Origin of the sequence: uncultured Gordonia sp. (assembly GCF_937858515.1) — a bacterium.
GTDB lineage: Bacteria > Actinomycetota > Actinomycetes > Mycobacteriales > Mycobacteriaceae > Gordonia.
In genome coordinates this window covers 1-20,406 of record NZ_CALLZT010000009.1, presented here as the reverse complement: position 1 = coordinate 20,406, position 20,406 = coordinate 1, and the positions used below count along the sequence as shown (strand labels likewise).

At 66.2% G+C, this 20,406-nt stretch carries 14 protein-coding genes and 1 tRNA gene; 6 read left to right on the top strand and 9 right to left on the bottom strand.

Going from position 1 to position 20,406, the window contains the following annotated elements:
- Window positions 1–30 precede the first annotated feature (30 nt).
- Window positions 31–2,181: an alpha-amylase family glycosyl hydrolase gene (locus Q0627_RS00735; RefSeq protein ID WP_291020523.1), complete on the top strand. Its 2,151-nt coding sequence runs from the start codon at window positions 31–33 to the stop codon at window positions 2,179–2,181.
- A gap of 31 nt (window positions 2,182–2,212) precedes the next feature.
- Here the strand turns inward: Q0627_RS00735 and Q0627_RS00730 are convergent, their stop codons facing one another.
- From Q0627_RS00730 to Q0627_RS00710, 5 genes are all read right to left on the bottom strand, one after another.
- The gene (locus Q0627_RS00730; RefSeq protein ID WP_291020521.1) at window positions 2,213–2,917 is read right to left on the bottom strand and encodes a hypothetical protein; all 705 of its coding nucleotides are present in this window, start codon (window positions 2,915–2,917) and stop codon (window positions 2,213–2,215) included.
- Window positions 2,914–3,378, bottom strand: coding sequence for a thioesterase family protein (locus Q0627_RS00725; RefSeq protein ID WP_291020519.1), 465 nt, complete (start codon window positions 3,376–3,378; stop codon window positions 2,914–2,916). The genes Q0627_RS00730 and Q0627_RS00725 overlap by 4 nt, the downstream gene beginning before the upstream one ends.
- Before the next feature lie 94 nt (window positions 3,379–3,472).
- On the bottom strand, window positions 3,473–8,206 hold the full coding sequence (locus tag Q0627_RS00720) for an NAD-glutamate dehydrogenase (RefSeq protein WP_291020609.1): 4,734 nt from the start codon (window positions 8,204–8,206) through the stop codon (window positions 3,473–3,475).
- Between the two features lie 176 nt (window positions 8,207–8,382).
- Window positions 8,383–10,059, bottom strand: a complete 1,677-nt coding sequence (ettA, locus tag Q0627_RS00715) for an energy-dependent translational throttle protein EttA (protein ID WP_291020516.1) — start codon at window positions 10,057–10,059, stop codon at window positions 8,383–8,385.
- Window positions 10,060–10,203: 144 nt separating this feature from the next.
- Window positions 10,204–12,252, bottom strand: coding sequence for a cytochrome c oxidase assembly protein (locus Q0627_RS00710; protein ID WP_291020514.1), 2,049 nt, complete (start codon window positions 12,250–12,252; stop codon window positions 10,204–10,206).
- 69 nt (window positions 12,253–12,321) lie between these two features.
- Between Q0627_RS00710 and Q0627_RS00705 the strand changes: the two genes are divergently transcribed.
- Window positions 12,322–12,395 (top strand) — tRNA-Arg (locus tag Q0627_RS00705).
- Window positions 12,396–12,519: 124 nt separating this feature from the next.
- On the opposite strand, the gene Q0627_RS00700 is transcribed toward Q0627_RS00705, so the two are convergent.
- From Q0627_RS00700 to Q0627_RS00685, 4 genes are all read right to left on the bottom strand, one after another.
- On the bottom strand, window positions 12,520–12,789 hold the full coding sequence (locus tag Q0627_RS00700) for a helix-turn-helix domain-containing protein (protein ID WP_291020512.1): 270 nt from the start codon (window positions 12,787–12,789) through the stop codon (window positions 12,520–12,522).
- Window positions 12,782–13,120: a type II toxin-antitoxin system RelE/ParE family toxin gene (locus Q0627_RS00695; protein ID WP_291020510.1), complete on the bottom strand. Its 339-nt coding sequence runs from the start codon at window positions 13,118–13,120 to the stop codon at window positions 12,782–12,784. The genes Q0627_RS00700 and Q0627_RS00695 overlap by 8 nt, the downstream gene beginning before the upstream one ends.
- A gap of 87 nt (window positions 13,121–13,207) precedes the next feature.
- Complete coding sequence (locus Q0627_RS00690) at window positions 13,208–14,782, bottom strand: glycosyltransferase family 39 protein (RefSeq protein WP_291020509.1); 1,575 nt, start codon at window positions 14,780–14,782, stop codon at window positions 13,208–13,210.
- Between the two features lie 192 nt (window positions 14,783–14,974).
- The gene (locus tag Q0627_RS00685; RefSeq protein ID WP_291020507.1) at window positions 14,975–16,264 is read right to left on the bottom strand and encodes a uracil-xanthine permease family protein; all 1,290 of its coding nucleotides are present in this window, start codon (window positions 16,262–16,264) and stop codon (window positions 14,975–14,977) included.
- A gap of 109 nt (window positions 16,265–16,373) precedes the next feature.
- On the opposite strand from Q0627_RS00685, the gene Q0627_RS00680 reads away from it, so the two are divergent.
- The 4 genes from Q0627_RS00680 to Q0627_RS00665 all read left to right on the top strand — a co-directional run bounded on the left by Q0627_RS00680 (window position 16,374) and on the right by Q0627_RS00665 (window position 20,327).
- Complete coding sequence (locus tag Q0627_RS00680; protein WP_291020505.1) at window positions 16,374–17,576, top strand: CaiB/BaiF CoA-transferase family protein; 1,203 nt, start codon at window positions 16,374–16,376, stop codon at window positions 17,574–17,576.
- Entirely contained in the window at window positions 17,573–18,472 is a 900-nt protein-coding gene (locus tag Q0627_RS00675; protein ID WP_291020503.1) for a hydroxymethylglutaryl-CoA lyase, read from the top strand. The genes Q0627_RS00680 and Q0627_RS00675 overlap by 4 nt, the downstream gene beginning before the upstream one ends.
- A 109-nt stretch (window positions 18,473–18,581) precedes the next feature.
- Window positions 18,582–19,061 carry an Rrf2 family transcriptional regulator gene (locus Q0627_RS00670; protein ID WP_291020501.1) on the top strand — a complete coding sequence of 160 codons (480 nt, stop codon included), beginning with the start codon at window positions 18,582–18,584 and terminating at the stop codon, window positions 19,059–19,061.
- A gap of 81 nt (window positions 19,062–19,142) precedes the next feature.
- Window positions 19,143–20,327 carry a globin domain-containing protein gene (locus Q0627_RS00665; protein ID WP_291020499.1) on the top strand — a complete coding sequence of 395 codons (1,185 nt, stop codon included), beginning with the start codon at window positions 19,143–19,145 and terminating at the stop codon, window positions 20,325–20,327.
- The last annotated feature ends 79 nt before the right edge of the window (window positions 20,328–20,406 follow it).

The following is a 20,406-nucleotide window of genomic DNA, read 5'->3' as shown; positions in this document are numbered from 1 at the left end:
CGGCGACGCAATTAGGGCAAAATTACGATGGTGAGCGACCAGACATCCCCTGACGCCCCGGCCGGACCCCCGTTCGACCCCTCCGACGAAACTCCGGCTACGGGCACCGGCGGTGACGCGGCGCCGGACGAGACCGGCGAACCCGAGCAGGAGGACGCGGCGGGTCAGGACGACGTCGAGCACACCGAGGCCACCACGAGCGCCGAGCCGGCCGACGACCCGGACAGCGCCGAAGACCCTGAGGCCCCGGACGACCCCGAGGACCCGGCCGTGGTCGACGAGGCCCAAAACGACGATGCCGAACTCGCGGAAGATGCCGAACCTGCGGAAACGGCGGAAACGGCGGAAACGACCGATTCTGAGGAAGCGGTCGAGCCCGGGGAACACGTCGAGGACCACGCCGAGGACGAGCCCGAGGAACACGCCGAGGAGGAACACGCCGAGGACGTCGAGCCGGCTACTGCACCCTCTCTCGAGGCCGCGACACCCGCGCCAGAGCCCGAGGCGCCCTCCCCGAAGCCTCCTGTCTCCCCGAAGCCTCCTGTCGCCCCGTCCGATGCCACGCAGCTCGATACTTCGGACACCACGTGGTGGCGCAATGCGATCTTTTATCAGATCTATCCGCGGTCGTTCTCCGATGCCAACGGCGACGGCGTCGGCGATCTCGTCGGCGTCATCAGCAGGCTTGGATACCTGGAACTGCTGGGTGTGGACGCCATCTGGCTGAGCCCGATCATGTGCTCCCCCATGGCCGATCACGGATACGACGTGTCCGATCCCCGCGATATCGACCCGGTTTTCGGCAGCATCGCGTTGTTCGACAACCTGATCGCCGAGGCACACGCCCGTGACATCCGGGTGACCATGGACCTGGTACCCAATCACACCAGCGATCAGCACGAATGGTTCCGGGCAGCGCTGGCCGCGGGTCCGGGAAGCCCCGAGCGGGCGCGCTACATCTTCCGCGACGGGCGCGGCGAAGGCGGCGACGAACCACCCAACAACTGGCTCAGCGTGTTCGGTGGCCCCGCCTGGCACCGCGTCACCGAGGCCGACGGCTCGCCGGGCCAGTGGTACATGCACATCTTCGCCCCCGAACAGCCCGACCTGAACTGGGAGAATCCGGAGGTTTTCGACGACCTGGAGAAGACCCTGCGGTTCTGGCTCGACCGCGGCGTCGACGGTTTCCGGATCGACGTGGCGCACGGCATGGCCAAGCCCGAGGATCTGCCCGACATGGATCTGGATGCCACTCGCCTGCTGGAGAACAACGACGACGATCCGCGCTTCAACAACTATGCGGTGCACGCGATCCACCGCAAGATCCGCCGGGTGATGGACGACTATCCGGGTGCGGCCAACGTGGGTGAGATCTGGGTCGAGGACAACGAGCGATTCGCCGAGTACCTGCGGCCCGACGAACTGCATCTGGGGTTCAATTTCCGGCTCGCCAAGGCCGAATTCACAGCGGAGTCGGTCCGGGCGGCGATCGAGAACTCGCTGGAGGCGGTGCTGAGCGTCAACGGCGTCCCGACGTGGACCCTGTCCAATCACGATGTCGACAGGGAGGTCAGCCGCTACACACCAGACACCACAGATCCCGACGGGGCCGATCCGGAGGTGGCGCTCGCCGACGGCATTCTGGCCGCCCGGGCGATGGCGCTGGTCGAGTTGGCGTTGCCGGGATCGATCTTCATCTATAACGGTGCCGAGCTCGGACTGCCGAACGCCGACCTCCCGGACGAAGCCCTGCAGGATCCTGTGTGGGAACGATCGGGCCACACCGAACGGGGCCGCGACAACTGCCGGGTGCCGATCCCGTGGGAAGGCACCGAACCTCCCTATGGTTTCAGTGCCGCCGCCGACACGTGGCTGCCGATGCCGGATTCGTGGGCCCCGTTCACGGTGGAAACGCAGCTCGAAGATGCGGGATCTACGCTGTCGCTGTACCGCAGGGCGATCGAGTTGCGTTATACCCGTAAGGAATTCACGGGTTCGACGGTCGAATGGTATGGCGCCCCGGACGGCTGCCTGGCGTTCCGCCGGTCCGAGGGCCATCTGATCTGCGCACTCAACACCACCGACCAACCGGTGGAGTTGCCGCCGGGTACGGTGCTGCTGTCGAGCTACCCACTCACCGACGGTCTGCTACCGGCGAGATCTGCGGCCTGGCTCGTGTGATCCCGCGACGTGCCGGCAGAGGACGCAGCCGTCACAGAGCGGTGACGGTCAGATCCCGAGTGCGGCGCTGGTAGACCGACCCGTAGCGGGCGTCGATCCGGATCCAGGCCGGCGACGCCCGCACCCGCACCGGCTCGTCGTCGGCGATCCTGGTCAGTTCCGAGGTATCGGTGACCTCGCGGCCGTCGGCGTCACGGATGAATCCCATGGCGGTCAGCGCGAAGACCGATCGCAGGATGATAGCCACCGGCTGTCGTCCGTCGAGTGCTGAAGCCTCGAGGACGACCTGGTCGAGCAGCCCTGTCGCGGGCCCGTGCGCGCTGCCCTCGGTACGGGCCAGCTTGGCTCCACTGCGGGCGAGTTCGACCACCGACCGGGCGGGCACGTCGTCGACGTGGACGTAGCCGGACGCCGGTGGCAGCGCCCCCTTCCAGGCACTTGCGAACGTGAAGCCGGGATCGACCCGGGTACCGGCGTCGGCCACCGCCAGCACCGTGCGCAGTTGTTCGGCGTCGCAGACGATGTCGGCCGGCGCCGAGCCCCCGACGATCGACCGCGTGGCGAGCACGTCGAAACCGGTGTGGGTCCACAGGCCGAGCCGTCCGTCGGGTCGCCCCTGTAACCGGATCACGGCGGCCTCATTCATCCTGGCTGCTCGCGCGACGAACGCCAGCGCATCGGCGCGGTCGGAGGCACTCGCCGCCTGTACCCAGCGTTCGGCGCCGTGTCCGATCATCTCGCGAACTCGAGCAGGTACGCCTTCTCCTCCGGAGTGAGCCGGCGCAGACGCTGGGTATCTACGTCGAAAGCGACCAGCTGTGTGGAGGCCACGATCGCCGGCTTGGAATCTGGTGCCCCGCCCTTGGGGCGAACCTCGTATCCAACGGTGAAGTCGACGGCCCGCACCTGCTGAGTGAACATCGTCACCTCAAGCGGCCCCTCGTCGTGCCGGAGCTGCATCTGGTACTTCACGTGCAGGTCGGCGACCACACAACCCGAGCGCAGCGTCACCGTGGGCCGGCCGTCGTAGAACAACCACGGGATGCGCGCCTCTTCCAGCAGGGTGACCATCCGGGCGTGATTGATGTGCTGGTAGACGTCCATGTCCGACCAGCGCACCGGCACCTTCACCAGGTAGCCGTGCTCTGTCTTGGTGCCCTCGTCCTCCACAACCTGCACGTGCGGTCCTCTCGTCACGATCGTCGCCTGCGGTGTACCGGTGACCGGCACATTCCCATGCCACCCTACGTGCAGGTCGCGGCGGCGTGGCGAGGCGCGTACACCCCCACGCTCAGCGCAGCAGGCTACGCAGCTGACGAGTGGCCACCGACAGCGTCGCGAGATCGAGTGTTCCCGACTCCTCGATCTCGACGAGCATCGACCGCACCCGCGCCAGCCGGGACGATTGTGAGTGCGACCACTCGTTGATCATATCGGCGGGCGACTCCCCCGGTGCACCGTGCTCGAGGACCTGCTGGGTGACCGCCCGCAGCGTGGCGTGCATGTCGTCACGTAATGCCAAGCGCGCCAGGGCATGCCAGCGGTCTCCGTGGTCGAGTTCGCTGACCGCGGTGAGCAGTCGCTCGATGCCGAAGTGTTCCATGACCGCGAAGTAGAGCGCGCCGACCTCGGCGACAGGCTTTTCAGAGATCTCGGCCGCGTCGATGATGTCGAGCAGGCAGAAGCGATGCAGACTGATCGCGGCTTGATGCGCGATCTCCTCGGGCACCCCGGCGTCGCGATAGGCCGCGGTGCGCTCGTCCACGTCACGGGCAGAACTCGCCCCGAACCAGCCGGGCAGAAGCGGCGAGAGCTGGGCGACCCGCGTTGCGTACCGGGTGATCTCGGATGCGACGGCCAGTGGCTGGGGACGCCCGGCCAGCAACCAGCGCGATGCCCGGAACATCAGGCGCCGCGTGTAGCTCAGCATCTCGTCGACGGTCTTCACGTCAACCGGCGCCGCGGAGATGCTGTCGAACACCTCCCGCATCCCGAACACCTTGTTGACCACCACGAAGGCGCGCACACCGTCTTCGGCGCCCACCGCCGCACCTTCTGTCAGCCGGAACAGGTGGGTGACCCCGACATGTGCGACCACTTCGTTGACCAGGGTGGTGGCCACGATCTCCCGCCGCAGCCGGTGTGTGCGGAGTTCGTCGGCGTAGGCGCTGCGTAGCGGTTCGGGAAAGTACCGGGCCAGGCGGTCGTCGAAGACGTCGTTGTCGACGAGGTCACCGGCCAGCAGGTCCGACTTGGCGAGCAGTTTCACGTGGGCCATCATCGTTGCCAGTTCGGGTGAGGTCAGTGCACGCCCGGTCTCACCGTGAACTCGTTTGCGCAGGGCCGCAGCTGTGGGCAGGGACTCCAGGCGCAGGTCGACGCCGCGTTCGGCGAGTGAGGCGAGCATACGTGCGTGCACCTCCACGCGCTCGAGCGCGTAGGCGCGGGAGAAGCCGAGTTCGGCGTTCTGCGCGATGTTGTCGGCCAGCACGAGTTCGGCCACCTCGTCGGTCATCGAGCTCAGCAACGAGTCACGTTGTCCGGCTGGAAGTTTGCCCGATCCGACGGCGGTGTCGAGCAGGACCTTGATGTTGACTTCGTGGTCGGAGCAGTCGACTCCGGCTGAATTGTCCATGGCGTCGGTGTTGATGCGGCCGCCGGCGAGGTCGAACTCGATGCGGCCGAGTTCGGTGACGCCCAGGTTTCCACCTTCGCCGACGACGGTGGCGCGGACCTCGTTGCCGTCGACCCGGATGCTGTCGTTGGCCTTGTCACCGACCTCGGGATTGGATTCGGTCGACGCCTTGATGTACGTGCCGATGCCGCCGTTCCACAGCAGATCCACCGGTGCGAGCAGGATCGCCCGCATAAGTTCGGGCGGCGACAGGACGTCGACGGCCGGGTCGATGCCGAGCGCGGTCGCCATCTGCGGGCTGATCGGTATGGCCTTCTGGTCACGCGGCCACACCCCGCCGCCCTCACCGATCAGCGCCAGGTCGTACTCCGCCCATGATGACCGGGGCAGATCGAACAACCGCTTGCGTTCGATGAATGACTGTGCCGCATCGGGATTTGGGTCGACGAAGATGTGCCGATGATCGAAGGCGGCCACCAGCCGGATGTGCCCGGACAGCAGCATCCCGTTACCGAACACGTCACCGCTCATGTCACCGACCCCGACGACAGTGAAATCCTGTGTCTGGGTGTCGATTCCGATCTCGCGGAAATGCCGTTTGACCGATTCCCACGCGCCGCGGGCCGTGATGCCCATCGCCTTGTGGTCGTAGCCGGCCGAACCGCCCGAGGCGAATGCGTCGCCGAGCCAGAAACCGTATTGCGCGGCAACACCATTGGCGATGTCGGAGAACGCGGCGGTGCCCTTGTCTGCGGCCACTACCAGATAGGTGTCGTCACCGTCGCGGCGCACGACCGATCGCGCGGGCACCACCGCGCCGGTCGCCGTGTCGATGTTGTCGGTGACATCGAGCAGTCCCGAGATGAACTGCCGGTAGCATTTCACGCCCTCCTCGCGCAGGGCGTCCCGGTCTGCGGCGGCGTCTCCGGTGGGCACCGGCGGCCGTTTGAGCACGAAGCCGCCTTTGGCTCCCAGCGGCACGATCACCGCATTCTTCACCGATTGTGCCTTGACCAGCCCGAGGATCTCGGTACGGAAGTCCTCCCGGCGATCGGACCAGCGCAGCCCGCCGCGGGCCACCGCACCGAAGCGCAGGTGCACGCCCTCCACGCGTGGCGAGTACACGAAGATCTCGTGCACGGGCCGAGGTTCGGGGGCCTGCGGAATGTTCTGCGTGTCGAGTTTGAACGACATCACCGCGCCCGGCACCAACCGGTCGGTGACGTACACATTGGTGCGGACCACCGCCAGCATGGTCGCGGCGAAGGCGGAGACGATCCGGTCGGCGTCGAGTCCGATGACCGCACCGATGTCACGGCGCAGCCCGGCCACCGCGTCGCCGCGGCGCCCGTCGTCGGCCATAGCCGGATCGAACGATGCCTCGAAGACCGACACCAGCCCCAGGGTGACGGCCCGCTCATCTCCCAGGACGGTTGCCGAATGCGCTGTGCTGTAACCGAATCCGATCTGCCTCAGGTACCGGTAGCAGGCACGCAAGATGGCCACAGCCCGCCAGTCCAGTCCGCACCGCACGATGAGCGCGTTGAAGGCGTCCACCTCGGCCTCGCCCTGCCACAGAGCCCGGAACGCGTCGGTGAACCGTAGGGTCAGGCCGGCCTCGTCGCTGTCGGGATCGATGGTGATCCCCGGCGCGAGGCTCACCCCGAACTCGTAGGCCCAGCACCGCACGCCGTCGTGCCGGTCGAGTCCGTACGGGTGTTCGTCGAGTACGGCGACGCCGAGGCTTTGCAGCACCGGAAGGACATCCGTCAGACTCACCGACTTCCCGCACAGGTACAGCGTGAAAGTCCATCGTGCCGAGTCGGCGGCGCACCGGCGCATGGTCACCGTCATCCCGCCGGGTTCCAGGCCCACGACATGCGCGAGGTCGACAACCGCATCCTCCGGAGTGCGGCTTTCCTTGTAGTCCTCAGACAGCGCCGAAACCAACGCGAGCAACGTGTCCGCGCCGTCGTCCGCCCCCAAGGTCGCCGACGGCACCCGCAGCAATTCGGCCACCGCCGCCGGCGCCGCCTCCCGCACCCGGTCGTCCCAACTGCGGATACGGTCGCGCAGGGCTTGCTGGATCTCGGCATGGGCGGTCGAACCGGGTTCGAGAGAACCGAGTCCGGCGATCGCCTCGTCATCGACCCGGACCAGCAATTGCAGCAGCGCCAGCGGCAGTTCGCTGACGCGCGCGGTGTATTCGAGGTCGGTGGCCTGCAACCGGGTGGCGATCTCGTCCTGCAGACTCAGCCGTGACGCCGTCGTATACCTGTCCCGCGGTAGGTACACCAGCACCGAGGCGGTACGCGCGCCCGGCGTGGCCCGGACGAACCACCGCAGCGAACGCGAATCCACCGCGTCGAGCATCTCCTCGCTGCGGCGCGCCAGGTCGGCGGCGCTGAGCCAGAACAATTCCACCAGTGGGTAATTCTGCAACAGTTCGATGATCGATTGCCCCGCATACGAATCGGCGTCCACGCCGGCGACGCTCAGGACGTCGTCGACCTTGGGGCCGATCACCGGGATGTCGAGGATCGACTGATGTCGGCCCCAGGTGGTGAAGTTGCCGAGGAACCGGTGTTCGCCGGCGGGGGCACCGTCGGGCGTGAACACCGGAACCTGAAGTAGCACAGGGTATGCCGAACGCTGAATACCGGTACGCAGGTACACCCGGGAGATCACCGGTGTCCGCGATGCAGCGGCGTGACCGGGTGCAGCGATTCCGTCTGCACGCCAGACGCCGAGCCGGTCGCCGACGCCCTCGGCGCCGGCCGGGGCGAATTCATGGCCCAGCAACGTAAGCTGCGGGCCCGCAAACCATTTCAGCAGACGCACGTATTCGTCGCGTTCGGCCGCGTCGATCGGTGCGTTCGCGAATCCGTCGGCGCAGTCGGTCAGCGTGGTCCGCGTCTGTTCGAAATCCCGGTGGACGTCGGCGACCCGGGCAATCACCGGGATCAGTCCGTCGCGGAATCCGGATGCGTCGATACCCGTCTTGGCGGCCAGTGCCCGCACGTAGATCCACGACTCGCTGATGGCCGATGGCCCCTCACCGACCTCGGTCAGTACGCCGGCGTCGTCGCGGACGACCGGCATCACCGGGTGATCGATGCCGTCGACCGTCAGCGCCCACGACTCCACGGTCGCCAGGACCGCCTCCACCAGCAGCGGCATATCGTCGGCCACGATGACGATCTCCAGGTTGCCTGACGCGGTGGAGGTCACCTCCACCGTCGTCGTACCCGGTTCTCTGCGTCCGGCGACCTCGATATGCCTGCGCACACGGTCGTGGGCGGCCGGGTCGCCCGCAGGCCCCGTTCCTCCCGGCTCACCTGTTCGCACACCGAGATATCTCGGCACAACCTGGTCCACATCCACCGTCATCTGCGGCACGGATACCACCCTCACCGGCGGGGCGTCGGGACCCGGAATCTCCTGATCCGCTCCCCGATTCCCGATGCTAACGCCCAGGGCAGGCGTCGGGTGTCGGGTCCGTTAACACCGATGAAACTTTTCGGGGCCGTGCCCGCTCGCAGCGGACACGGCCCCGAAAAGCGACGTCAGTCGCGGGTCAGTTTGCGGTGGGTCACCCGGTGCGGCCGGGCCGCGTCGGCGCCGAGCCGCTCGACCTTGTTGGCCTCATACGCCTCGAAGTTGCCCTCGAACCAGAACCATTGTCCCTCTTCCACATTGCCTTCCCAGGCCAGGATGTGGGTGCAGGTGCGATCGAGGAACCAGCGGTCGTGGGAGATCACTACGGCGCAGCCGGGGAACGTCTCCAGCGCGTTCTCCAGCGATCCGAGGGTCTCGACGTCGAGGTCGTTGGTCGGTTCGTCGAGCAGGATCAGATTGCCGCCCTCTTTGAGGGTGAGAGCCAGGTTGAGCCGGTTGCGTTCACCACCGGAGAGCACCTCGGAACGCTTCTGCTGATCAGGGCCCTTGAAGCCGAAGGCACTCACATAGGCGCGCGAGGGCATCTCGTTCTGGCCGACCTCGATGTAGTCCAGGCCGTCGGAGACGACCTCCCACACCGTCTTCTTGGGATCGATGTTGGCCCGGCTCTGATCGACGTAGCTGAGCTTGACCGTCTCGCCCACCTTCACGTTGCCCGAGTCGGGCTCCTCGAGGCCGACGATCGTCTTGAACAGCGTGGTCTTGCCGACGCCGTTGGGACCGATCACGCCGACAATGCCGTTGCGCGGCAACGTGAACGACAGATCCTTGATGAGTACGCGGCCGTCGAAACCCTTGTCGAGGTGGCTCGTCTCCACCACCACGTCGCCCAGACGCGGCGGGGTGGGGATCTGGATCTCCTCGAAGTCGAGCTTGCGCGTCTTCTCCGCCTCGGCCGCCATCTCCTCGTACCGCTGCAGACGGGCCTTGTTCTTGGTCTGGCGGGCCTTGGCTCCCGAACGCACCCAGGCGAGTTCTTCCTTGAGCCGCTTCTGCAGCTTCTGGTCCTTCTTGCCCTGCACTTCGAGGCGTTCGGCCTTCTTCTCCAGGTAGGTGGAGTAGTTGCCCTGATACGGGATCAGCTTGCCGCGGTCGACCTCACAGATCCACTCGGCGACGTGATCGAGGAAGTACCGGTCGTGGGTGACGGCCAGCACCGCACCGGGGTAGCTCGCGAGGAACTGTTCGAGCCACAGCACGGACTCGGCGTCGAGGTGGTTGGTCGGCTCGTCGAGCAGCAGCAGGTCGGGTTTGCTCAGCAGGAGTTTGCACAGCGCGACGCGGCGGCGTTCACCACCTGACAGGTGGGTGACGGGTGAGTCCGCGGGCGGGCAGCGCAGGGCGTCCATCGCCTGTTCGAGCTGGGAATCGAGGTCCCAGGCGTCGGCGTTGTCGAGATCCTCCTGGAGTTTGCCCATCTCCTCCATGAGTTCGTCGGAGTAGTCGGTGGCCATCAGCTCGGCGACCTCGTTGAAGCGGTCGAGCTTGACCTTGATCTCGCCCATGCCCTCCTCGACGTTCTCCTTGACCGTCTTCTCCTCGTTGAGGGGCGGTTCCTGCAGCAGGATGCCGACGGTGGATTCGGGATCGAGGAAGGCCTCACCGTTGGACGGCTGATCGATTCCGGCCATGATCTTGAGGATCGATGACTTGCCGGCGCCGTTGGGACCGACGACGCCGATCTTGGCTCCCGGGTAGAACGACATGGTGACGTCATCGAGGATGACCTTGTCGCCGTGCGCCTTTCGCACCCGCTTCATGGTGTAAATGAACTTCTCAGCCACGTATCAGCCTCTCTAGCAACACTTTTGGCGACGACTCCGGCGTGTCACACCAGTACGGGCACGCCGCGCCGCAAAACTCCGACCAGTCTAGTCGCCAACACCGCGACCCGGGGTGGCGGCACCACCAACACCCCGAACCGACCGCTACCTTCGGCGACCGCCCAGCGACTTGAGCATCTCGTTGTAGTCCTCGAGGTCGGCGTCGTGATCACGGTCTGCCTGCCGGTCGTAGCGGCGCGCGGCGCGTTCGTCGCTACGCTGCCACTGCACCAGCAACGCCAGCATGATCACCACGAGCGGGATCTCGCCCGCCGCCCACGCGATGCCGCCACCGACGCGCTGGTCGTCGTAGAGGTCGTAGCGCCACGGCAGCAGCAGGCTGCGGTAGTACTGTTCGGCGATCACCGAACTGGTCATCATCAGCGCCACCCCGAAGAACGCGTGGAACGGCAGCGATCCCCATACGATGCCCAGTTTGGCCACCGGACTCACCTGCCGCGGGGCGGGGTCGATGCCGATGGCCAGCCAGTAGAAGACGTACCCGCTGACCAGGAAATGCAGGTTCATCAGCAGATGCGCCGCATGGTAGTCGATGACGGTCTCGAACAGGCCACCCAGATAGAGGACGTAGAAGCTGCCGACAAAGACCACCGCGGCGACGGCCGGATGTGTGGCGATCCGACCCCACGGACTGTGAATACCGGTGAGAATCCATTCCCGTGGTCCAGCCGGATTGTCCTTGCCTGCGGGTGCCAATGCCCGCAACGCCAGGGTGACCGGCCCGCCCAAGACCAGCAGTACCGGCACCATCATCGACATCATCATGTGCGAGATCATGTGGATGCTGAACATCGCCGGCGAGTAGCGGCCCAGCCCCGACGAGGTAGCCAGCAGGAGCAGGACACAGCCCAGCACCCAGGCGATGGTCCGGCCGATCGGCCACTCGTCGCCGCGGCGGCGCAACCGCACCACTCCGCGCAGGTACACCACGGCCAGGATGATCGCGAGGGTGCCGAAGATCAGGTCGAAACGCCAGTCGAGCATGAGTCGCGCAAAGCTCGGCGGTTCGGTGATCGGGTAGCCGATCTTGAGTTCCACCGGGCTGATGGAGGCGGTGTCGACCGGCGGCGGTGTTCGTGACAACCCGGCGGCCAGGCCGAAGGTGGCTGCGAACACCACGAGTTCGACCACGCCGAACCGGACGAACAACGACTTCCACCACGGCGCGTCGGGCTCGTCGTCGGCGCTTGTCTCGAGTTCGGCGATCGTCCTGCGCCGATGCCAGGCACCGAGCGCTCCGAGGACGGCGAACGCCGCGACCTTCCATAGGATCAGCCGCCCGTAGGTGGTGTCGAGCAGGTCGCCGATCGGCACCCGCGTCACCGCGTTGATCACGCCGGAGGCCCCGACGACCAGTACGCACCAGAACGCGACCCGCGAGAATCTGCGGACCGCGAGCATCCGCCACCGGCCCCGCGCCAGCGCATAGGCGAGGACGGCGAACAGGCCACCGGCCCACACCGCAGCGGCCACGATGTGCAGGATCAGGCTGTTGGTGGCCAGGTCGTGGCCACCGCCGGACGAGGAATGCCCGGCCAGCGCCGGCGGCATCAGGCTCAGCGTCACGAGCACGATGACGCCGACGGACCAGCCCCACCGCCACACGACGCGGGCCAATACCGCTGCCAGCAGCGCGAAGATCGCCGTCCACAGCCACGTCTGCGCACCCGCGACCTGGCCGTAGGCGTGGGTCAGGTTGGCCGGTTTGATCGACTCGGCGAAAGTCTCACCACTCACATCTGAGATGGCCAACGGCACACCGAGCAGCGCACACACACCCCAGACGAGCGAGGCCACAGCGCTGATCCGCATCGCCCGGTAGCCACCGATGTCGAAGATCCCGTCGGCCTGCGCGGGTACGAAGAACGCCGCGAGCACCGCCGACCCCAGCGCGATCGCGGCGCTGAGCTGACCCACGCCGCCCACCACCGGCAAGCCGTACGTGGTGATCCAGCCCGGATCGGGAACGCCGGCCAGCTTGATCGCCGACGCCGCACTCGCGGACGTGACCACCACCGCGACGATCGCGGCCACCCACCCGACCATCCAGCACAGCCCGGCCACGACACCGCGCTCGTCGCGCATCTCGTCCCGGCCGGGCGTGGTCGGGGCTGTCGACGACGCGCGGTTCATGCGACCACTGTAGGTCCGGCTATACTCTGTCCGGTTGTCGCCCTACGTCGCACGTGACGTGAGGCACGCGCCTCCATAGCTCAGGTGGATAGAGCAAGGGCCTTCTAATCCCTAGGTCGCAGGTTCGAGTCCTGCTGGGGGCACTATTTGCCAGGTGTTACGCCGCCGTTCGGGACGGCCTGGACCATCACGTACTCGAATAGTCCTCAAAAGTGATGGATCACGGTCTTTCCCGCCTCCGACTGGTCGGCAATCGCCGCACAGCCCTCAAGCTGGTATGCGGTCCACATGGATCGCCAGGCCCAGCGGCTCAAGGAATCTCACCAACGCGTCGACGCTGAACTTCGACACCTTCCCGTTCATCAGGTCCGATGCCTGCGGGGCGGTGATCCCGAGCCGCTGGGCGGTTTCGCGGCCGTTCCATCCCTGTTCGCGGATGCGGTCACCGATCGCCATCATCAGATTGGCGCGGGTTTCCATCTGCGCGACCTTGCCCGGATCATCCGGGTACAGGTCGTGCCACACACTCTTAGCCATTGCGTTCCCTCATCAAATCTCGTAGGCGTTTGGCCGCCTTGTCGATGTCCTTCTGCGGTGTCTTCTGCGTCTTCTTCTGGAAAACGTGCAGCACGTACACAGCCTCGGCGAACTTGGCGATGTACATCAAGCGCGCGATGCCGTCACTATCGCTCGCACGCAACTCATACACGCCGGCACCGACGGTGGGCATCGGCCGGAAGTCCGACGGTGTCCGGTCCGTTTGCACCTGGTGCAGCATGTACCCGAGATCATCGCGCAGGTCCTCACTCAGAGAACGGATGACATCGCTACTGTCTCCGCGCCACTCAACCGGCTTGACCCCATCCACCAGTCCAAATTATCTAATTGCATAACCTGCGTCAATCGTGATCAGCTCCGGTTCGCGCAGGTGCCCACTCGACCCGTCCGGTGACGGTCAGCGCGACGGCCGGGTGTAGAGGGTGACCTTCATGGCGCCGAAGTCCTTACTCCGGGCGTCCGTCCAGCTACTGCTCAGCGCGCGGCCGAGTGGGACACCCACCTCGGGGATCGGGTCCCAGCCTTCGTCCTCTCTGGCGGGGATCGAAACCAGCCAGATCCGAGCGCGACCGGCGACAAGCCGCTCGAACTCCCCGTCGATGCCCGAGGATTTCACAAGGCCGACGAGATCGGGCCTTGAGGGCGTCCAGAACGAATCGGCATCGCGTGCCGACTTTTCCCCGGCGGCGAGGTTGACCGGGCCTCCGTCGGGAAGCACGGCCGAGTCCGGCGACTCACTCAGATACCAGCGGACTGCCGGTTCACACCAGCTCGGCGAGTAGATGATCGCATCCCCCGGCTGATAGTCGTGCGCTATCCACTCCGCCGCTCCCCGAGGATCCTCGATCTTTGCGACCGGACTCAGACTGCCGGCCACGACCGCGATAGCGGCCAACCCGCACGCGAACACGATCCGGCCGACCTTGCGGCCAGCGATCAGTTCCCACGCCACCGCAACGGCCACACCCGCGAGCAGCGCCCACGCCACCGCCGAGGACAGAACGTATCTCAGCGTCAACATCGGCTTGTACAGCCAGCCGCCGACAGTCAGCACCACGAGCGGACCCACAGCCCACAGCACGAGTGTCCACAGGTCCGTGCTGCCCACTCGCAACGCAGTCCACCTGCGGGCGCCCGCAGCGGCGAACACACCTACGCTGGCCAGTAGAAATCCCAACGCCGGCACTCCTGCGACCATCCGCGAATACACGAATACCTCGCCGATCGTCGGTTGTGTCAGCCACATCTGCAGATCTGTGAAGCGCGCGGCAAGAGATACCATCACGAGCAGAACCGCCGCATCGATCACCACCATCACCGATGCCGTGACGGCCAGCGAACGATTCCAGGTGGTCGCCTTCGTCGCCGATATCAGCCACAGCACCATGGCGGCGACAGCGACCACCGAGAGAGTGTGCAGGCTGATCGCCACGGCCACCAGAACCCCGATCGCGACAAGGGTCCTCGTGGTGAAGCCACGTGAACTCGACCGGTACAGAAGCGCAGCGACGGCTGTCACCGCAAGAACCGTAAGGGCGTACGGGCGGGCTTCGAGCGCGTAGTTGCTGGTCAACTGGAGGTGCAGGGCGAGAAGCACCGCCGCCACGATCCCGGCGACGGGCCCGGCAAGCCACCGTCCGAGGACCGCTGCCAGCACGATCGTCCCGAGAACGGCCAGCAGCGACGGCAATCGCAGCCAGAACTCGGAGGTGCCGCCCAGCGCGACCCACCGGTTCATGAACAGCGAGTATCCGGCGAACCCGCCGTCGGCGTTTCCGAGGACCGCGACGGTGTCGGTGAAGCTCCGCGACACAGTGCTTGCGGTGATGGTCTCGTCGCCCCACAACGACGTGCCGATTCCGCGGCCCACCGCCACGGCGGCGATCGCGGTGATGGCTGCCACCCACCAGCCGAACAGACGCCGGGTCGCCGGCGATGCGGTGTCGTCAGCCGGTGCCGTCGTCGTCACCATGACGGCCGCACCGACGTCGACGACCTGAAGAGAACTGCGGCACGCGTGCCCGCCCGGACGATTCCCGCACAGCCACCCGCTGTGGTCGCTGACCTGTCAAGTTTCACGCCGGACAATGTTACGCATCGCCAAATAGGGTAGGCAATCCTCCACTATCAGGGTCACCTTGAGCGACACGGACACACTGCGGGCTCACAGCACCGGCTCCGACTTCGCCGGACTCTCGGGTTCGACGGTGCCGCGCAGGCCGCCGATGAACTTCATCGAGTGGTAGATCGCGAGCGCGGCGATGGCGCCGAGGGCGATGCCGCCGAACTGGAGGTCGCCGATCTTCCACGAGTAGTCGGCTATGCCGATGATGAGGGCGATGGCGGCGGTGAACTGGTTGATCGGCTTGGAGAAATCGACCTTGTTGCTCACCCAGATGTGAATACCGAGGATGCCGACGAGGCCGTACAGCGCGGTGGTAACGCCGCCGAGTACACCGGGCGGGATCGCGGCGATGGTCGCGCCGATCTTGGGCGAGAGGCCGAGCAGGATTGCGCCGATACCGGCCACCCAGTAGGCGGCGGTCGAGTACACCTTGGTGGCCGCCATGACTCCGATGTTCTCGGCATAAGTAGTGGTGGCCGAACCACCGCCGCTGCCGGCCAGCATCGTCGACACGCCGTCGGCGAACAGCGCCCGGCCGACGCTGCGGTCGTAGTTGATGCCGGTCATCGCGGTAAGCGACTTGACGTGACCGATATTCTCCACGACCAGCACCAGCACCACCGGCAAGAACATCGGCAGTACCGACAGGTGAAAGCTCGGCCCCTGGAAGTCGGGAAGACCGATCCACTTGGCATCACCGATGGCACTGGTGTCGATCTCATCGCGCCACCAGGCGATCAGGTATCCGAGCACCACACTCAGGAAGATCGCCAGCCGCCCGAGCAGACCCTTGAACAGCACCACCGACAACACCAGCAGCACCAGCACGATGGTTGCGGTCACCGCCCCCTGCTCGTAGTTGTTCTTGGCCGCCGGCGCCAGGTTGAAACCGATCAGCGCGACGATCGCACCGGTCACGATCGGCGGCATCAGCGCCTCGATCCAGCTGATGCCCGCAAAGTGCGCGATCACACCGATGATCGCGAGCAACGCACCCGCCACGACGAGTCCGCCGAGCGCCGCCGCCGGACCGTCCGACGCGGTCGCGGCAAGCACCGGCGCGATGATCGCGAAGCTCGATCCCAGGTAACTGGGCATCCGGTTGCGGGTGATGATCAGGAACAGCAGGGTGCCGATGCCGCTGAAAAACAGCGTCGTCGCCGGCGAGAACCCGGTGAGCACCGGAACCAGGAACGTCGCACCGAACATCGCGACGATGTGCTGCAACCCGATACTGACCGTCCGCGGCCAACTCAACCGTTGATCGGGCGCGATGACCGCACCCTGATCCACCTTCGTCCACCCGAAGAACCCACCCTGCGTCGTCATCGCCATAGTGTTGCAGCCACAGCCCGATCACGCGCGTGGAACGACGACGCTCGCCGGTGTTGTAGCGTTCGAACCACCAATTTCCGCACCAGCACGGACGGAGCACACATTGACTACGGGCGCACTCGACGGCATTCGCGTGATCGAGATCGGCACACTGATCTCCGGCCCCTTCGCCGGGCGGCTTCTCGGCGACATGGGCGCCGACGTCATCAAGATCGAGGCGCCGGGCCAGCCCGACCCGATCCGCACGTGGGGGCAGGCCGAACTCGACGGGCACCGCTTTCTGTGGACCGTGCACGCACGCAACAAGAAGTCGATCACCCTCAACCTCCGTAAACCGCAAGGGCGCCAGATCTTTCTGGATCTGGCGAAGGAGGCCGACATCGTCGTCGAGAACTTCCGGCCCGGCACCCTGGAGAAGTGGGATCTGGGCTATGACGTTCTGTCCGAGACCAATCCGGGTCTCATCCTGGTCCGGGTGTCCGGTTACGGGCAGACCGGGCCGGACGCCCAGAAACCCGGTTACGCCTCCGTCGCCGAGGCGGCGAGCGGGCTGCGCCACATGAACGGCTTTCCCGGCGGTCCGCCGCCAAGGCTCGCGATCTCCCTCGGCGATACGCTGGCCGGTATGTTCGCCGCGCAGGGAGCGCTCGCCGCGCTCTACCGCCGGACGGTCACCGGCCGCGGCCAGGTCGTCGACACCGCACTCATCGAGGCGTGTCTTGCGGTGCAGGAGTCCACGATTCCCGACTACGACGTCGGTGGTGTGGTCCGTGGACCATCCGGAACCCGGCTCGACGGTATCGCGCCGTCGAACATCTACCAGTCCTCCGACGGCAGCTGGATCGTCATCGCGGCCAACCAGGACACGGTCTTCCGCAGATTGTGTGGGGCGATGGGGCGGCCCGAACTGGCCGACGATCCCGACTACGTCGACCACGTCGCGAGGGGACGCAATCAGGACCGGCTCGACGAGATCATCGGCGCGTGGGCAGCGCAGCATTCCCCCACCGATCTCGTCGACACATTGTCGGCCGCCGGCGTGATCGCCGGGCCCATCAACACCGTCGCCGAGGTGGTGAACGACCCGCAACTGGTGGCCAGGGAGATGATCATCGACCACTGGGATGAGCGAGCGAACCGGAATGTCAAGGGGCCCGGCATCATTCCGAAACTCTCCGAATCGCCGGGCGCTGTGCGCAACGCCGGGCCGGCCGCGATGGGACAGCACAACGACGAGGTGTACCGCGATCTGCTCGGCTACACCCCCGAACGGCTGGACCAATTGACCGAGGACGGAATCCTGTGACCGCCACGCATGTGACCATCCGCGAAGTCGCGATGCGCGACGGGCTACAGATCGAGGACCCGATCTCGACGGACGCCAAGATCGAACTCCTCGAAGCCATCGTGGCCACTGGCGTCACCGAGGTCGAGGCGACCGCCTTCGTCTCCCCGAGCAAGGTGCCCGCCCTCGCCGACGCACCCGACATCGCCCGGGAACTCAAACGCTTCCCCGAAGTCGCCTTCTCCGCCCTGGTCGCCAGCCCCAATGGGGCTCGCAGGGCGCTCGACGCAGGTCTGAACTCGATCGAATATGTTGTGTCCGCGGCTGATTCGCACAGCCAGGCAAATGTCGGCCGAGACAGTGCCGCCGCCACTGCCGCCATCGACGAGATCGCGGCGATCACCCACGACGCGGGCGCCACTGTCGAAGTGATCATCGCGACCGCCTGGGACTGCCCGTTCGACGGACCCACACCACCGGATCGGGTCATGCGCATCGTCGAAGCCGCGGTGAACGCGGGTGCCGACCGCATCGCCATCGCCGACACGATCGGAACCACAACGCCGGGTCGGGTGACCGCGCTCCTGGATCAGGTGCGTCCGGCGATCGGCGCACTGCCGCTCGGCTGTCACTTCCACAACACCCGCGGCACCGGCCTGGCGAGCGCCTATGCCGCCGTGCTGGCGGGAGTGAATCGGCTCGACGCGTCCGTCGGCGGGCTCGGTGGATGCCCGTTCGCCCCCGGTGCCAGCGGAAACATCGCGACCGAGGACCTCGTATACATGCTCCGCGACAGCGACGTCTCGGTGGATGTGGATCTGGAACAAGCCATTTCGGCGGCGGCACTCGCCCAGCGGTTGATCGGGAAGCAGCTGCCGAGCGCACTGCTGCGAGCCGGTGACCGCATCCTGAGCTGAGCCCTCGGACCCCGGGTCACGGGACCTTGGCCCTCTCTTGCATCGACGCACCGTGACCCCGATCACTTTTAAATTGACATCACAGATACCAATTCTGTTACCTGGTCTTATGCAACTCACCCGGTTCACCGACATCGGACTTCGGGTCGTGATGCGCCTGGTCACCGCCCCGGCGGACACCACGCTCACCTCCCGGGATCTCGCTGCGGAGCTGGCGGTGCCCTACACCCATGTGGCCAAGGTCGTCAGCCGGCTCAGCGAGCTCGGCGTCATCCACTCCCGGCGCGGCCGGTCCGGCGGGATAGCGGTCACGGAACTGGGACGCACCGCTCAAGTGGGTTGGCTCGCAAGCAAACTCGAAGGCGACGGCGAGGTGGTCGACTGCGATGGGCCGCAACCGTGCCCACTGCGGGGCAACTGCAAGCTACGTGGCGCACTCGCCCAGGCACAGCGGGCCTTCTATGACTCACTCGATGCGCACACGATCGACGAACTCGCTTCCTCATCCGCCCGGATCACCCTGCTCAGCATCGGAACACCTACGCGGACAACCGCATCCGGTACTGAAGACGCCGCCGGCATCCGATAGACCCCGAACGGACTCACCCCCAGGTCACCCGCCTGGGGAATCGAAACAGCCGGAAAGCCCCCGGCACAGAATGGAGTAGCAATGCTGTCCGAACCGCACCTGAAGACCATCGAGGCGACTCTGCCCGCGGTCGGTGCCGCGATCCCCGAGATCACGCCGAACTTCTACGGGCGCATGTTCGCCGCGCACCCGGACCTACTCGACAATCTGTTCAACCGGACGCACCAGAAGACCGGCGCACAGCCGCAGGCCCTGGCCGGTTCCATCGCCGCCTACGCCCAGCTGCAGCTGGTCCCCGACCGCGCCCGGCAGCAGTTCATCCTCGACCGCATCGCCCACAAGCACACATCGCTGGGTATCACCCGAGACCAATACCAGATCGTCCACAAGTACCTGTTCGAGGCCATCGTCGAGGTCCTCGGTGAGGCAGTGACCCCGGAGGTCGCCGAGGCGTGGGACGCCCTGTACTGGCAGATGGCCGACGCGCTGATCGAGGAGGAGAACGAGCTGTACAAACAGGCCGGCGTGGTGCCCGGCGATGTGTGGCGTGACGTGGTGGTGACCGGACGGCAGTACCAGTCCCCCGACACCATCTCCCTGACCCTGGCCGGCGCCGACGGTTCGCCGCTTCCGTCATTCCATGCCGGACAGTACATCTCGGTCCAGGTCCCGCTCGCCGACGGCGCCCACCAGATTCGTCAGTACTCGCTCACCGGCGGCACCGACAGGCCGGACTGGCAGATCAGCATCAAGAACGTCGGCGAGGTGTCGGGATTCCTGCACGAGCAGGTCTTCGAGGGCGACACCCTGCACGTGAGCACCCCGTTCGGCGATCTCGTGGTCCCCGACGACGGCACCCCGTTGCTCATCGCCTCGGCGGGCATCGGCTGCACACCCGCGATCGGAGTACTGACAGCTCTTGCCGCCCAGCAGGATTCACGTCCCATCACCGTCCTGCACGCGGACCGCTCACGTGCTTCGCAGCCGCATCGCGGCCAACTCGCAGCGCTCGTCGGGCAACTGCCGAACGCGCAGTTGACCCAGTGGTACGAGGAGGGTTACGTCCCCGGCGCCTCGGAGCAGGTCCGCACCGGCTACATGTCACTGGAAGGGGTTGCGGTACACGATGATTCGCATGCACTGCTGTGCGGACCGGCCGAGTTCCTCAGCTCCATCCGCACCCAGCTGCTCGAACGCGGAATGCCGGAGAACAACATCCACTACGAGACCTTCGGTCCCGAACTCGTTCGCGTCGGGGCGGCGTGATGTCCGGCGCCCAGGCACTGGCCGTGGCCGTCACCTTCGTGTGGCTGGGCATGGTGTGCGCGATCTCGTTCATCGAGGC

Excerpts from the sequence above, each read along its gene's own strand:
- Q0627_RS00730 (WP_291020521.1), bottom strand. The coding sequence starts at position 2,917 with ATGATCGGACACGGCGCCGAACGCTGGGTACAGGCGGCGAGTGCCTCC.
- Q0627_RS00720 (WP_291020609.1), bottom strand. The coding sequence starts at position 8,206 with ATGACGGTGGATGTGGACCAGGTTGTGCCGAGATATCTCGGTGTGCGA.
- Q0627_RS00710 (WP_291020514.1), bottom strand. The coding sequence starts at position 12,252 with ATGAACCGCGCGTCGTCGACAGCCCCGACCACGCCCGGCCGGGACGAG.
- Q0627_RS00700 (WP_291020512.1), bottom strand. The coding sequence starts at position 12,789 with ATGGCTAAGAGTGTGTGGCACGACCTGTACCCGGATGATCCGGGCAAG.
- Q0627_RS00690 (WP_291020509.1), bottom strand. The coding sequence starts at position 14,782 with ATGGTGACGACGACGGCACCGGCTGACGACACCGCATCGCCGGCGACC.
- Q0627_RS00685 (WP_291020507.1), bottom strand. The coding sequence starts at position 16,264 with ATGACGACGCAGGGTGGGTTCTTCGGGTGGACGAAGGTGGATCAGGGT.
- Q0627_RS00670 (WP_291020501.1), top strand. The coding sequence starts at position 18,582 with ATGCAACTCACCCGGTTCACCGACATCGGACTTCGGGTCGTGATGCGC.
- Q0627_RS00665 (WP_291020499.1), top strand. The coding sequence starts at position 19,143 with ATGCTGTCCGAACCGCACCTGAAGACCATCGAGGCGACTCTGCCCGCG.